Genomic DNA, 15,382 nt, shown 5'->3' on the forward strand with positions numbered 1-15,382 from the left:
TCTTTTGTAATGACCGCTCCAAAAGATGTAGCATCGTTTAATGTTTCATTTTCCGGATATTTTTGATATTTCCCTGCGTTTTTCTTTTGTTCATCTTGTTTCTTTTCTTGTCTCCCTCCTTCTCCATGATTAAAGAATCCGACGACAAAACCATTGAATGCTCCTATACGCCAATCACCGCCTGATACGGCCGATGACGTTGCTCCGCTTATAGCTCCGCCTACGGCTAAAGATAACGGTTCGGTAACATTCGAACTTTGCATAATAGATCCTGCCAGAGACGATACGGCATTACCTGCAAATCCACTTAGGAAATCGTCTCCATAGATGGCACTAATGGAACCTCCTACCACCCCATGCATACCAGCCCTGAGAAATTCTGTTCCGATATTACCGACAGAATGGCCGATCATATCGCCTATAACCATTGAAGTACTCATAGATAAGGAAGCAGTAACACCACTCATCATCATACCACAAATCATACCATCCACACTATCGTCACTACCGGCATTGTAGGCATAGTTTAGCCCGCTCCAGAGCATAGCATCTATGATACTACCTATCCCCGGCAGGAATAAACCCAGAAAGAATTCTCCTGAGGGGTCGGTATATTTAAGCGGATTGTTGAAACAATACGCATAGCGGTTGAAGTTCTGCGAATTCTCCATATCCTGCATCAACGGATCGGGACTGAGGAACACCCCCAGTTGCGGATCGTACACGCGGCTGTTCATATTGATAAGCCCGAACTCCGGTATCGTCTCGTGCATAGTATATCTCCTCAGGATTCGGGACGTACTATGTACGTATTCGTCCCATTTATCCGGATTCCGTTCCCGTCCCCAGGCGTCATAGCTGTGCCTTTCCACGATCTTACCCCCGTTATCACTCAGAGCGATAACAGAACCCTGTATATCGGTATGCAGATAAAATATGGAATCAGTTTCATTCACGGGGTCATAAATTGATACGGCAAACGGTCCGTCCGGTCCCGAAAGATAAGAAATTTGGCGGACAATCGTATCATTGGTAATATATTTTTCATAATTGTCTCCATGATAAGTGCGCCGTCCTACTTTTCTGGGTTGGGTGTATACATAACTCTCGATACGCTGGTCGTCCGGTCCGTATATAATCATCATATTCGCCCCTGTTCTTTTAATATTAATAGGCCTGTGTATGTTTTCATCATAATTGAGAGTGTAGTCTGTGCTGTTTATAAGGGCGGAATCGGGATTCACGATGTCCGTTACCGCATGAGGGCGGTTCCCATCGTATTTGTATTCGCCCACATCGCTTTTCTTTTCGATATTTCCGTTCGTGTGATATTTCATACTCGTAGCCCCGTAAGGATTGTTTATTTTCGTAAGCCGGTCCATATTGTCGTACTGGAACGATTCGGTCCGTTTTCCTTTATTCCTGTATTCCGAGCGTGAAAGGATATTTCCCCTTACGGGATCGGTCTCGTAAGTGAAGTTCCAGGGAGACCGGGATCGGGGCAGTATCCAGCCCAGGATGTGTTTATTTCCTTCTTCCTCGAAATCGTAGACATTATAAGCAAAAAGAAACAGAGCGGCCATCAGTGATAACCGCTCTGTCTTTTAATATAATGAAATCATTTAGTGGCAACCGTCACAACCTCCGCATTCTCCATCGCCGCAACCGTCTCCATGGTCGTGTCCGCAGCCGCAGCCGCATTTGGGATTTAACTCTTCTTCAGTTGCATCTCGTACTAAAAGAACTTCTCCTACGAAATGAAGGTCTTCTCCTGCAAGCGGGTGATTGAAATCCATGATAACCTTATCTTCGGTGATTTTGAGGATATGTCCCATGATACGTTCTCCTGTTGCAGTCATCATAGGAACGGAGTTTCCTTCGAAAATGACTTTGTCGTCAAATTCCCCTTCTACTACGAATATTTCTTTATCCAGATCCATAACATGCTCTTCGTTACGTTCTCCGAATGCATCTTTCATGGGAATGAAGATATCGAACTTATCGCCTTGTTTTAGTCCCAGAAGGTTTTTTTCAAGCAACGGCAGAACCTGATTGTTTGTTCCGATTATAAAGCGGTCGGGATATTCGTTCGTCACTTTTTGCATCAGCGAATCTTCATCGGTTCCTTCACCGGAGTAGAGATTGTAAGCCAACTCCACTACTTTTCCGGGTTGTATTTCCATATAAATTTATGTTTTATGGTTTATAAATATTTATTATCTGTCCTAACGAAACACAAAGCTAAGCAAAAGGTTTTAAACTTCGGGACTTTGTGTCTCTTTTGTTTTTTTATTCTTCCCCGTATTTTTTGTTATATTCGTTTAGTATCTGTTTCACATTGAAATAGAATCCTTTTATGCCGAGAGGATTCTTTTCTACAGTAATATGGTCGTAATAGGGATCTTCGAAATGATATTCTTTTCCGGTATATCCTAACCGGTTTATGATATTGTATTCGTGTGTGGGATGGATGACGTACCAGGCTGTTTTCTGGGTTTTACCGTCGCCGGAAGAGAGGATGGCATTGATGATATGATTAAACCTGTATTCCCATAAAGAGGCCCATGCGAATTTTTGTTTTTCTTTATACGCATATATCAGCAGATTCATTTGCCGTAAATCGAACGGGAAATCGGCCAGTGAAAGTTGTGCATATTTGATAATGCTGTCACATTCTGCTGGCGTATGTTTTTGTTTTGTATATAGTTTATTCAGTACCGATGAGTAGGCCGAGGTACGGTAAGGGTTGTAATCTTCCTGAAAGGCATATCCGTAATAAAGATATCTGTAATCGTTTACAGTCATGGTGGTATCGGTGCTTTCATACTTTTTGACAAGTTGAGGATAGTAATAGGGAGAGTTCATGTCCCGTACTTCTTTCCGTATTTTTTGCATGTCAGGAGTCGTATGATCGTTTTTTTGTGCGTAAAGTCCGGAGAACAGGAATATAAGGGCTATTATGGTAGTTAAAAATTTCTTCATATCGAGTATAAATGTTCCAAAAGTAAGGGACTTGCCAGGCTGATGTCATTATCTTTCAAGGCTGTTGAACCGGATTGGAATTCAACGTGTCTCTACAAAGATATGTTTTTTATTTAAAAGAAGGAGCGGATTATACTAAAATGAAGATGTTTTTATATTAATTATCGTAGTGGTGCGAATTACGGAGCCGGAAAATTTCATCTTTAAAAAACGGCTATGATAGCCATTCCTATGAAAATGAATGAGACGGCTACTTTGATGCCGGTTCCTACGAAAAAGGCCAGAAAAGAGCCGAATGCTGCTTTGGCTGCTTTGCCGGGGTTCGTTCGGTCGTATAGTAATTCCCCAACCAGAGCTCCAAAAAATGGACCTAGTATGATCCCGGTTATTCCAAACGGCAGTCCTGCGAACATTCCGGCCAAGGCTCCGTATCCTGCATATTTCGAACCGCCGAACTTGCGGGTCATCCAGGAGGGTAATATATAGTCCATTACACATATAAGCAGGGTTATGATTCCCCATACGACCAGGGTTGTTGTTCCGAATTGCGCGTATGGCGTAAGGTGAAGCAGAAACAAGCCGATGTAAGAGAGGGGAGGTCCGGGTATAACCGGAAGAAAGCATCCGGCCAGCCCGGTAAGAAGACATATAACGGAAAGAATGACGAGAAAAATATCCATAAGTATGCGGGAATGTTTTTGACTATTTATGTGGTTGAAAAGAAAGCAGGCTGAACGTAATATTCGACACCTGCTTTCCTGTATTTTTGACCTGCATCCGGTCGTTGCAAACTTTTATTTCAACAGTTTGTCGGCATGTTTTAAAACTTTGGCATCCAGATAAAATACGATTTCTTCGGCCATATTGTTGCAATGGTCGCCGATACGTTCCATACGCCGGATAATGCTGATGAGATTCAGGCATTCGACAGCACGTTCCGGAAATTGCTGCAAATATTCGGCAATAATAGGTACTGCGTTCCGGTTCAGTTCGTCTACGCGGTTATCCATTTCGAACAGGTCGACGGCCAGGGAAGATTTTTCTTCTATCAGAGCCAGTTCCGCCTTGTTCATCATGTCTTTAATGATTTGTAACATTTCTTTTATACCGGTTTTTTCGAAAAGCTCGGCTTCGATATTAATCTCTGGATAATCGATGACGAATCGTGCAATGCCTTCGCAAAAGTCGGCTATGCGTTCCAGATTGTTGTTGATCTTCATCATCGCCAATGTGAAGCGCAGATCCAGGGCAACGGGATTGTACAGTCCTATGATATCTTCACAATCACTATCTATTTTCAGTTCGAAAGCATTTACTCTTTTTTCACGGTAAACGACCTCTTTGGCAAGATCCTTGTCCAGAGAGATCAACGATTCGCCGGCCCGGTTCAGTTGGGAGTTCACCAGATCCCACATTTCGAGAACCTCTTTTTTTAGATTTTCGAGTTCTTTTTCGATGTATATCATACTACTGTTATTTTTAGCAACGTTAAATACAAATATAATTGTTTTTAATCAATATGGCAAATAGACACCAAGAAAAGCTCGGCTTTTCGGTTATTATGCAATATATATAGTACAAAGGAAAAATAAGGATGTTACCGGGTTGTTTCATGTATTTTACAAAACGGTTACAAACTATATGTATGACTATTATTATTTACTTACAGTTGTTTTAGGAAATTTGCGGCTAATAAATAAAAAGGAGACTGAATAACTTTTTATGGTTAATCAGTCTCTTAATATTCTCATTTTATTTGTACCAGATTTATAAACCTGCTTTAGGAAGATATAATCATTATTTATTACAAAACAGGTTTTTCTTTTCCGGGAATTCCTACCAGTTTGATATCGAATACCAGAGTGGAGTAAGGAAGCAGGAGATCCGAAGTATAAGTTTCTCCATATCCCAGTGCCGAAGGAATAATGACACGACAACTGTCTCCTATGTGCATGGTGGGAAGTGCTATCTGCCATCCTTTGATAGTATTGGATATTTGTATTCTGGATATGCTGTCTCCGTATGAAGCGGTTTTAAGATAGGATGAGTCGAAACCTATACCGTTGTACAAAGCTCCGCGGTAGATCACATCTACCGTGCTGTTGTAAATAGGCATTTCGTTGTTCCGGGTTTCCATGGTATCGTTGTAAAATCTCATCAATACATATGAACCTTTATCCCAATCGGGAGTTACTTGCGTGTATAGCAGGTTTCCTGCTTCATCTTTTGCGACGATCTGTTCAAAGAACCAGGATGTATTTTCTTCACGCCAGGTTTCATATTTTGTCCAATAGTCTTCCGAATCATCTCCACAACTCCAGAGGATAACCCCCAGAAAGAGTATAAATACTAACGGTAATTTCTTCATCGTTCTCTTTTTCTTGTTTTAAAATTCAACTTTAGGAGCTTGTTCGGCACCCGCTTCTGCCGAGAACTGGGGTTTAGGATTAAATCCGAAAATCTTGGCTGTAATTACGGCAGGAAATTTACGGATCTTAGCGTTATAAACAGCCACGGCATCGCTATAGCGTGTGCGTTCCGTCGATATGCGGTTTTCCGTTCCTTCCAACTGAGCCTGTAGTTCCCGAAAATTTTGGTTTGCTTTCAGGTCTGGATAATTTTCGGTAACAGCCAACAGTTTGCCTAATGCCGCACTTAATTCACCTTGTGCCGCCTGATATTTTTTCAATGAGGCTTCGTCCAGATTTGCCGGATCGATTGTTATTTGTGTCGCCTTAGCTCTGGCGTTCACCACGGCTTCTAATGTGGAACTTTCGTGTGAGGCGTATCCTTTTACCGTATTTACCAGATTGGGAATCAGGTCCGCACGACGTTGGTACTGGTTTTCAACCTTAGCCCACTGGGCATTAACCCCTTCTTCAGCTTCTACAATGCTGTTATAGCTACAAGAGGTAAAAGAGGCCGTAATAATAACCGCGAATATGAGTTTAAGGATTCGTTTCATAATTGGGTATTTATAATTGTGTTATTCTACAATCTTTTTTAACAGTGATTTCAGGCTTACCTGTTCGCCTATCATTGCGGGCAGGTCAGCGATTGCTACACGTTGTTGCTCCATACTGTCACGGAAACGGACTGTCACGGTATTGTCTTCCAGTGATTGGTGGTCTACCGTGATACAGAAAGGAGTACCGATGGCATCCTGACGGCGATAACGTTTACCGATGGAGTCTTTTTCATCGTATTGGCAACGATAATCGAATTTTAATGTATTGATAATTTCCTGTGCTTTTTCAGGAAGCCCGTCTTTACGTACTAATGGCATTACAGCTACTTTTACAGGTGCCAGCGCGGCCGGAAGTTGCAGAACAACACGCGATTCGCCTCCCTCGAGAGTTTCTTCGCAATAGGCTGCGGACATAATGCTAAGAAACATCCGGTCTACTCCGATAGATGTTTCGATAACGTAAGGAGTATAAGATTCTCCTAATTCCGGATCGAAATATTGTAATTTTTTACCTGAATATTTTTCGTGGCTTCCCAGGTCAAAGTTCGTACGGGAATGTATTCCTTCCACTTCTTTAAAACCGAAAGGCATTTCGAATTCGATATCGGTAGCGGCATTGGCGTAATGTGCCAGTTTGTCATGGTCATGGAAACGATATTTGTGATCTCCGAGTCCCAAGGCCTTATGCCATTTGAGACGCGTTTCTTTCCATTTGGCGAACCACTTGAGTTCTTCGCCCGGACGAACGAAAAATTGCATTTCCATTTGTTCGAATTCCCGCATGCGGAAAATGAACTGGCGCGCCACGATTTCGTTACGGAATGCTTTTCCTATTTGTGCGATTCCAAAAGGGATGCGCATACGTCCGGTCTTTTGCACATTCAAATAGTTCACAAAAATACCTTGGGCTGTTTCGGGTCTCAGGTATATTTTCATGGAGCCATCGGCTGTAGAACCCATTTCGGTCGAGAACATCAGGTTGAATTGACGCACTTCGGTCCAGTTTTTCGTACCACTGATAGGGCATACTATTTCGTAATCCAGAATGATTTGCCGTAATTCTTCGAGGTTATTGTCGTTTAATGCCTTTGCAAAACGGGTATGTAGTTCTTCGCGTTTGGTTTTATGTTCTATGATGCGGGGATTCGTTTCCCTGAATAGGGCTTCATCAAAAGAGTCGCCAAAGCGTTTGGCTGCCTTTTCTACTTCTTTTTCTATTTTTTCATCCATCTTGGCGAGGAGGTCTTCTATAAGGACATCTGCCCGATAGCGTTTTTTCGAATCTTTGTTGTCTATCAACGGATCGTTAAATGCATCTACGTGCCCCGATGCTTTCCAGATCGTAGGGTGCATGAAGATAGCGGAATCGATACCCACGATATTCTCGTGCAGGAGTACCATACTGTCCCACCAGTATTTTTTTATGTTGTTTTTAAGTTCAACTCCCATTTGTCCGTAATCGTATACGGCTCCCAGCCCGTCATATATTTCACTGGAGGGGAATACAAAGCCATATTCTTTGCAATGTGATACTAATTTTTTGAAAACGTCTTCTTGTGCCATAGTGTTTTATGTTGTGATTTTCCGTATGTACCCAAATCTTTACATTTATCGTAAAACAGGCTGTTATACTGATAATCAGGAACGAATTAAAAGTGCAAAGTAAATGATTTTTTTCGATTTAATTTGTATTTTTGCAGTAGCTTATCACTAATGAGACGATAAAAAAGTTAAAAATGTATGTAACAGTTTCCCGGTATAAGCTGCTTTCCCATTTAAAACAAGAGAAAAGAGAATGACAAGCGATAACGAAAAAGAGATTATTCCTGAAAAGAACGATAATAATAACATGGAAAATGAGAAGACTGATATTTCGGGCCATTCATCTTATAGAGTTCCGGCTTCGGACAAGTCCGATACTAAATACCAGCTTTCGGGAATGTTCCAGAACTGGTTCCTCGATTATGCTTCGTATGTAATACTGGAACGTGCGGTTCCGCATATGAGCGACGGCTTGAAGCCTGTGCAGCGGCGTATTCTGCATTCGATGAAATTATTGGACGACGGCCGTTTCAATAAAGTTGCCAATATAGTAGGACATACGATGCAGTTTCATCCGCACGGAGATGCTTCCATCGGGGATGCTCTTGTACAGTTGGGACAGAAAGACCTGCTTATCGATTGCCAGGGGAACTGGGGTAATATACTGACAGGCGATAGTGCAGCGGCTCCCCGTTATATAGAAGCCCGTCTCTCGAAATTTGCGCTCGATGTGGTTTTTAATCCGAAGATTACGGAATGGAAGCTATCCTATGATGGCCGAAAAAAAGAGCCTGTGACCTTGCCTGTTAAATTCCCGCTACTGCTTGCACAGGGGGTTGAGGGTATTGCGGTAGGCTTGTCTTCCAAGATACTGCCTCATAATTTTAATGAAATTCTGGATGCGGCCGTTGCTTATCTGAAAGGAGAGGAGTTCGAGTTATTTCCCGATTTCCAGACAGGCGGCTCTATCGATGTGACCCGTTATAATGATGGAGAACGAGGAGGATCTGTAAAAATCCGGGCCAAAATAGAAAAACGAGATAACCGTACTCTGGCTATTACCGAGATTCCTTATGGAAAGACTACATCTACGGTCATAGACTCTATTTTGAAGGCTTTAGATAAAGGAAAGATCAAGATACGTAAGGTGGATGACAATACGGCCCAGCATGCCGAGATACTGGTTCATCTTATACCGGGAACGTCCAGCGATAAAGCGATCGACGCCTTGTATGCATTCTCCGATTGTGAGGTGAGCGTATCTCCTAATTGTTGCGTAATCAATGAGGATAAACCTCATTTCCTGACTGTTGGCGAATTGCTGCGTATGAGTGTAGACCATACGAAAGAGTTGTTGAGGCAGGAGTTGGAACTGCAGCGTGGAGAGACGCTGGAAAATCTTCATTTTGCTTCTTTGGAAAAGATATTCATAGAGGAGCGTATCTATAAGGATAAAGAGTTTGAGGAAAGCGAGACGATGGAAGAAGCGATAGTTCATATCCATAAAAGGCTTGTTCCGTTCGGGGCTCTTTTTGTGCGCGAAGTGACGGATGAGGATATATTGAAGCTGATGGAGATAAAGATGGCCCGTATTCTTCGTTTCAATTCCGATAAGGCGGAAGAGGCAATTGCTGCTTTGAAAGAACACGTATGTGAACTGGAAAATCATCTGGCCCATATCACGGATTATACCATTCACTGGTATACTTACCTGAAAAATAAATACGGAAAAGATTTTCCCCGCCGTACCGAGATCCGTAGTTTTGATACGATAGAAGCAGCCAAAGTAGTGGAAGCGAATGAAAAATTGTATATTAACAGGGAGGAAGGATTTATCGGCACATCGTTGAAGAAGGACGAATATATTTGTAATTGTTCCGATATAGACGATATCATTATTTTTTATAAAGACGGAAAATACAAAATAGTGAAAGTCTCCGACAAAATGTTTGTAGGGAAAAATATCTTGTATATCAATGTCTTTAAGAAAAACGATAACCGTACTATATATAATGTGATATACAGGGACGGCCGAAACGGATTACATTACATAAAACGTTTTGCGGTAACCGGTGTTACCCGGGATAAAGAATATGATCTTACTCAGGGGAAAGATGGTTCACGTATCGTATGGTTCTCGGCTAATCCGAACGGTGAGGCTGAAATACTGAAGATCACTTTTAAACCTAAACCCCGTATGAAATCTTTGTATATCGAAAAAGATTTCAGCGAGATCGCGATCAAGGGAAGGCAGTCCATGGGAAATATCGTAACGAAGAACGAGATACATAAAATATCGCTGAAGGAGAAAGGAGGTTCTACTTTGGGAGGACGGCAAGTATGGTTCGACTGGGATGTGCTGCGCCTTAATTATGACGGCAGGGGAGAATTTCTCGGAGAATTCCATGGGAATGACCAGATACTTGTCGTGTTGCAGAACGGAGATTATTATACATCTTCTTTTGACGCCGGAAACCATTACGAAACGAACATTCTTTTTATTGAAAAGTATGATGCGAATAAAGTGTGGACAGCAGTTCTGAATGATGCCGATCAAGGTTATCCGTATCTGAAACGTTTCCAGTTCGAACAGGGAAATAAAAAACAAAATTTTTTGGGAGAGAATCCCGAATCCGCACTTATTCTGCTGAGCGATGAGGCTTTTCCCCGTTTTGAGGTGATATTCGGGGGGCATGATGCATTCAGGGAACCCCTGATTATCGAGGCTTCCGATTTTATTGCCGTGAAAGGTTTTAAGGCAAAAGGGAAACGTATATCGACTTATAATATAGAGACTGTCAATGAACTGGAACCGACCCGGCATGCCCCCGAGAAACCAGAGAATACCGAGGATTCCGGTAACGGTGAAGTTTCGGATACAGGAAGCGTCGAGCCCGGGGATTCTGATCTTCTGGATGAAATAAACGGACAGATGAAACTTTTTGATTAATTATGGCTATTTGGGATTCATTGTCTTTTTGGCTGGAACAGAAGCCTTACATTTGCAAGTGAATGAGAAAGTTATGGAATATAATAGGGCTATTGGCTCTTTTCCCTTTTGTTCTTACTGCACAAGAGGTTGAAGTAAAACCTTTACGTCCCATTACTTCGGCAACGCAATTGGAGATCGGCGGGAATAATGCGCTCGATACTTATTTATCTCCCATGCGGTACAGCGGGTGGAACTTCGGTTTGAGTCACGAACGTATGCAGGTGACCCGTTTTGCTCCTCGTACATGGGTGTCACAGCAACGCATTTCGGCCAATTTTTCCCCTATGGAAAACGGACCTAAGAACGGAAAAATGTATAATGGTTTCATCGATTATTCTTATGGATTTATGCGTTATTGGGATCTATGGAACGGGTTTCGGTTAATGATAGGTCCCGAAGCAGGTGCGTCCGCCGGTTTTTTATACAATATCCGCAATTCCAATAATCCGGCAACGGCTAAAGTCAAGGCATCAGTGGGTTTTTCAGGAATGGCTGTATATAATTTTAAGATAGGCCGCCTTCCTTTGACATTACGTTATCAGGCTTCATTACCTGTGTTCGGAGTATTTTTTTCTCCGCATTACGGCCAGTCTTATTATGAAATATTCGGTCTGGGAAACAGTGACGGTGTGGTGAGATTCGGCTCCTGGCATAACAGGTTTGACATGATGAATGTGGTAACGGCTGATATTCATTTCGGCAGCTGGGCCTTGCGTCTGGGATACCGCAATACTATACGTACATCTTATGTAGATCACATTAATACCCAGATATTTACGAATAGCCTGGTATTAGGAGTAACAGGTGAATTCCTGCGCTTTAACCGCCGTGATTCCGACAGAAGCAAACGTCCTGTCCTATCAGCTTTTTATTAATGAATCGAAATGAAACGAGAGTTACACAAGTTAAAAATAATAATTGCCGGATTTGTCCTGGTATTTTTATATTCCTGCCATTCGGTAGACGAATATGCCAATGATCCGTACGGGAATTTTGATGCATTGTGGAGCATCCTGGACGAACGGTACTGTTTTTTTGAATATAAAGATATTGACTGGAATCAGATACGTGAGAAATACCGTTCCAGAATAACAGAGCAAATGACCGATGAAGAGCTGTTTGGAGTAATGGACGAGATGCTCAAGGAACTGAAGGACGGACATGTAAATCTTTCTACACCGTTCAATATTTCCCGTTATTGGAAATGGTTTGAGGATTATCCCAAGAATTTTGACGAAAGGCTTATCGATGAATATTATCTGGCTTTCGATTATAAGATTGCGGGAGGAATAAAATATAAGATACTTACCGATAATATAGGTTATATGTATTACGGCAGTTTTTCAAGTACGGTGGGAGAGTCTAATCTGGATTATATCCTTTCACACTTATCGATTTGTGACGGGATCGTTATCGATGTAAGAGGGAATGGAGGCGGTTCTTTGACAAATGTAAATACGATAGCTTCCCGTTTTATCAATGAAAAACGTCTGATAGGCTATATAAGCCATAAGTCAGGACCGGGGCATAAAGACCTTTCAGAACCTTATCCTTATTATCTGGAGCCTTCTTCCAGAATACGTTACCAAAAACCTGTTGTCGTACTGACGAACCGGGAGACATTTAGCGCAGCTAATAATTTCGTATCGGTAATGAAGGGTTTTCCTACCGTAACGATAGTAGGTGATGTGACCGGAGGAGGCAGCGGATTGCCTTTCTCTTCGGAATTGCCTAACGGGTGGACAATACGTTTTTCTGCTTCTCCCATTTACGATGCGGAAAAGCAGCATACCGAGTTCGGTGTATCGCCTACCGAAGGATATAAGGTAGATATGGATATGCAAATGGCTTTGGAAGGTAAGGATACTATGCTCAATACGGCACTGAGTCTTCTTCGTTTGGGCATGGGAAGATAAGAATTTATTATTTTCTTTAAAATTCCTCTTTAAAGAGTTTGTCTATTCCCGAATTTATTATAACTTTGCACCACTCAAATGAGCGGATGTGGCGTAATTGGTAGCCGCGCTAGACTTAGGATCTAGTGTCTTGCGACGTATGGGTTCGAGTCCCTTCATCCGCACAAAGCCGGTAAGATTTTCTTGCCGGCTTTTTTCTTGTACGCCAATCGTTTTATACATTTAGTAGCTGCTACCCGTTCTGTTCATTTCTGTGAAAACTCTTTTGTTTATATACTTTCCGCATATTTTATTTCGTTATTTCATAGTAAGAATAAAAAATTAGTATAATGAAATACACACATATCGTTTTTGATATTGACGGTACATTACTCGATACAGAATGTGCCGTATTGAATTCTCTTCGTGATACGGTTTATGAGATATTGGGAAAAAAAACGGAGCTTAATGATCTGAATTTTGCATTGGGAATTCCGGGCGAAGTTACTTTGGAGAAACTGGGAGTACAGGATCTACAGGAGGGAAACAAGGTATGGAATGCGTATATGAAAAATTATGATCATACTATATCCGTCTTTGAAGGGATAGTCCCGCTTCTGGAAGAACTGAAGAGCAGAGGTTACCTCCTGGGAATCGTTACGTCTAAAAGTAAGAATGAATATAAAAATGATTTTGTACCATTTTCATTGGATAAATATTTCGATACTGTGATATGTGCAGAAGACAGCTGTTTGCCCAAACCTTCTCCGGAGCCGTTGTTTAAGTATTTGGGAATAACAGGGGCCGGGAAAAAAGAAGTACTTTATGTGGGCGATAGTATGTACGATATGTTGTGTGCGAGGGATGCCGGAATCGATTTCGGACTGGCAATGTGGGGATGCCGATCGGTGAAACATATTTATGCTGCATATTATTTGAATGTTCCTGAAGATCTTATTTATTCTTTGGATAAGCTTACAGATGTGTTTTCAGGACAGGAATGGTTAAAATGGGCCATGGAGCTGCAGTTTATCTCCCAGGCCGGGTTAACCTATTCGGAGGATGTTTTCGATAGGGAACGGTTTGCCCGTCTGCGTGAGATCTCCGCCGAGATTATGAATATGAAAACAGGTATATCTATAGAAAAAGTCAGAGAGGTATTTTGCAATGAGACCGGTTTTCAAACTCCGAAACTGGATACGCGGGCGGCGATTTTCAAAGATGATAAAATTTTACTGGTAAAGGAGAAGAACGGTACGTGGTCATTACCGGGGGGATGGGTGGATGTCAATGAGTCCGTAAAATCGAATACCGTAAAAGAAGTGAAAGAAGAAGCCGGATTGGATGTTGTTCCTGTCAAGTTGATTGCGTTACAAGACAGGAATATGCACAACCTGCCTGTGTATGCTTATGGCGTATGCAAAGCTTTTGTTTTGTGTGAAATTGTAGGCGGAGGATTCTGTGAAAATTGTGAAACTTCGGCCAGCGCTTTTTTTTCTCCGGATGAACTGCCTCCTCTTGCACTGGAAAAGAATAACGAGGAACAGATAAGGTTATGTTTCAGCGCATATTATAAGGCTTCTCATTGGGATACTGTTTTCGATTAACAATAATAGTCCTTTCTATCCGGTGTAAATATTTATCTTTGCGGTATGGAAAGATTCAAATACGTGCAACCATCTCCTTTTCTGAGTTCTTATGTGAAACGTTATTGGATACTGGAAACTGATGAGGTATATACTATGCCGCAAAGAATCGTTCCGAGCGGGAGTGTCCAACTTTCTTTTTACCAGGGAGATCCGGTCAGGCTATCGGCAAACGGATTATGTTCCTGCGGTGGAGTGATCGGCGGGCAGATGGTCGGTTACTGGGATATTTCATTAACCGGATATTTGAAAATATTTACGGTTGTATTTCAGCCTTTTGGTGCACGTGCTTTTTTTCGAATACCTATGAGCGAGATTACAGATCAGGTTGTTGCTTTGCGGGATTTAAACGATAAAAGTCTATGTGAATTAGAAGACCGGATTATGAATACCAGATATGAAGAAGAGTGTATCGGATTTATCGAGCAATTTCTGATAAGCCGGCTGAAACCTTTTAAAGATTATAATTATAATCGTTTATATTCTGCAATAGAATTGATTAATCGGGAATCTGTCGGACAATTGTCTCTTACGAAAATCTCGGGTTCGGTTTGTTTAGGACATAAACAGTTTCGGCGGATATTCTCGGAGTATGTAGGTACGAATCCTAAAAGTTTCCAAAGAATCGTACGTTTCCAAAGGGCATTATTTATATTACAAAATTTTCCGGAAATATCGTTTACCCGGTTGGCGTATGAATGCGGATATTATGATCAGTCTCATTTAATTAATGAATTCAAGGTGTTTTCCGGCTATACGCCTACGGAATTTATGTCTTTCGGATTACCGGAGTCCGATTATTTTTCATAGATTGCGGATATGTCCTTTTTTTCCAATTTTCCTGTTATGGCATATTTTACCTTTGTAACACCTATAGGTTCATGTCTAATTTAAAAAAACTGGAAAATGAGTAAAATGATTTCTTTTTTCGAGATTCCGTCAGTGGATTTTTGTCGTGCGGTAAAATTTTATGAGACTATTCTGAAAACCGATCTGGTAGTTTGTGAATGTGGCGAAGACGAAAAAATGGCTGTGTTTCTGGATGAAAACGGCCGGGCTTGCGGAGACGTATTTTATAATGCGGATTTTCTGCCTTCTCAACAGGGCGTCATTATTAGCCTGAGAACGGAGAATATGGAAGGAACATTGCATGCTATCGTTGAAAACGGAGGAAAGATTATCCGGCCTAAAACCAAGATTGAAGCAGAGGGTATGGGATATTTCGCCTTATTTATAGATTGTGAAGGAAACAAATTGGGTTTGTATTCTGACAGATAACCTTTGCACGAATCCGGCTGTTTTATGGCTTTTATTATAAATATTTTGTTTGTTATTCGTAAGATGAAAAAGTAAATAT

14 protein-coding genes, 1 tRNA gene and 1 pseudogene are annotated in these 15,382 nt (G+C 41.6%); 8 read left to right on the forward strand and 8 right to left on the reverse strand.

Annotated elements, in window-relative coordinates:
* From OCV73_RS13995 to OCV73_RS14030, 8 genes are all read right to left on the reverse strand, one after another.
* Nucleotides 1-1,583 (reverse strand): RHS repeat domain-containing protein (locus OCV73_RS13995; RefSeq protein ID WP_317244132.1); only part of this gene is annotated, 1,583 nt, incomplete at its 3' end.
* 39 nt (nt 1,584-1,622) lie between these two features.
* A complete protein-coding gene (locus OCV73_RS14000; protein ID WP_147553191.1) occupies nt 1,623-2,183 on the reverse strand; it encodes an FKBP-type peptidyl-prolyl cis-trans isomerase in 561 nt (186 codons plus the stop codon).
* A 106-nt stretch (nt 2,184-2,289) separates the two neighbouring features.
* Nucleotides 2,290-2,982, reverse strand: coding sequence for a DUF4919 domain-containing protein (locus tag OCV73_RS14005; protein ID WP_147553193.1), 693 nt, complete (start codon nt 2,980-2,982; stop codon nt 2,290-2,292).
* Between the two features lie 203 nt (nt 2,983-3,185).
* Nucleotides 3,186-3,662: a DUF456 domain-containing protein gene (locus tag OCV73_RS14010; RefSeq protein ID WP_147553195.1), complete on the reverse strand. Its 477-nt coding sequence runs from the start codon at nt 3,660-3,662 to the stop codon at nt 3,186-3,188.
* Nucleotides 3,663-3,776: 114 nt separating this feature from the next.
* Entirely contained in the window at nt 3,777-4,448 is a 672-nt protein-coding gene (phoU, locus tag OCV73_RS14015) for a phosphate signaling complex protein PhoU (RefSeq protein ID WP_147553197.1), read from the reverse strand.
* Between the two features lie 338 nt (nt 4,449-4,786).
* A complete protein-coding gene (locus OCV73_RS14020; RefSeq protein ID WP_147553199.1) occupies nt 4,787-5,350 on the reverse strand; it encodes an FKBP-type peptidyl-prolyl cis-trans isomerase in 564 nt (187 codons plus the stop codon).
* Between the two features lie 18 nt (nt 5,351-5,368).
* A complete protein-coding gene (locus OCV73_RS14025; RefSeq protein WP_147553200.1) occupies nt 5,369-5,947 on the reverse strand; it encodes a LemA family protein in 579 nt (192 codons plus the stop codon).
* 21 nt (nt 5,948-5,968) lie between these two features.
* Complete coding sequence (locus OCV73_RS14030; RefSeq protein WP_147553202.1) at nt 5,969-7,513, reverse strand: glycine--tRNA ligase; 1,545 nt, start codon at nt 7,511-7,513, stop codon at nt 5,969-5,971.
* A gap of 286 nt (nt 7,514-7,799) precedes the next feature.
* On the opposite strand from OCV73_RS14030, the gene OCV73_RS14035 reads away from it, so the two are divergent.
* The 8 genes and pseudogenes from OCV73_RS14035 (at nt 7,800) to OCV73_RS14070 (ending at nt 15,303) form a co-directional block, all read left to right on the forward strand.
* Nucleotides 7,800-10,442: a DNA gyrase/topoisomerase IV subunit A gene (locus OCV73_RS14035; protein WP_147553254.1), complete on the forward strand. Its 2,643-nt coding sequence runs from the start codon at nt 7,800-7,802 to the stop codon at nt 10,440-10,442.
* Nucleotides 10,443-10,504: 62 nt separating this feature from the next.
* Nucleotides 10,505-11,359 carry a DUF3316 domain-containing protein gene (locus OCV73_RS14040; RefSeq protein WP_147553203.1) on the forward strand — a complete coding sequence of 285 codons (855 nt, stop codon included), beginning with the start codon at nt 10,505-10,507 and terminating at the stop codon, nt 11,357-11,359.
* 9 nt (nt 11,360-11,368) lie between these two features.
* Entirely contained in the window at nt 11,369-12,400 is a 1,032-nt protein-coding gene (locus OCV73_RS14045; RefSeq protein WP_147553205.1) for a S41 family peptidase, read from the forward strand.
* Nucleotides 12,401-12,482: 82 nt separating this feature from the next.
* Nucleotides 12,483-12,564: transfer RNA gene (locus tag OCV73_RS14050), tRNA-Leu, on the forward strand.
* A 165-nt stretch (nt 12,565-12,729) separates the two neighbouring features.
* Nucleotides 12,730-13,248: pseudogene (locus OCV73_RS14055) on the forward strand (HAD family hydrolase); the annotation flags it as partial.
* A gap of 96 nt (nt 13,249-13,344) precedes the next feature.
* Nucleotides 13,345-13,986 carry an NUDIX hydrolase N-terminal domain-containing protein gene (locus OCV73_RS14060; protein WP_394802966.1) on the forward strand — a complete coding sequence of 214 codons (642 nt, stop codon included), beginning with the start codon at nt 13,345-13,347 and terminating at the stop codon, nt 13,984-13,986.
* Between the two features lie 45 nt (nt 13,987-14,031).
* Nucleotides 14,032-14,835, forward strand: a complete 804-nt coding sequence (locus OCV73_RS14065) for a helix-turn-helix domain-containing protein (protein WP_147553209.1) — start codon at nt 14,032-14,034, stop codon at nt 14,833-14,835.
* A 96-nt stretch (nt 14,836-14,931) separates the two neighbouring features.
* A complete protein-coding gene (locus OCV73_RS14070) occupies nt 14,932-15,303 on the forward strand; it encodes a VOC family protein (RefSeq protein ID WP_147553210.1) in 372 nt (123 codons plus the stop codon).
* The last annotated feature ends 79 nt before the right edge of the window (nt 15,304-15,382 follow it).

It is taken from the genome of Barnesiella propionica (assembly GCF_025567045.1).
Classification (GTDB): domain Bacteria; phylum Bacteroidota; class Bacteroidia; order Bacteroidales; family Barnesiellaceae; genus Barnesiella_B; species Barnesiella_B propionica.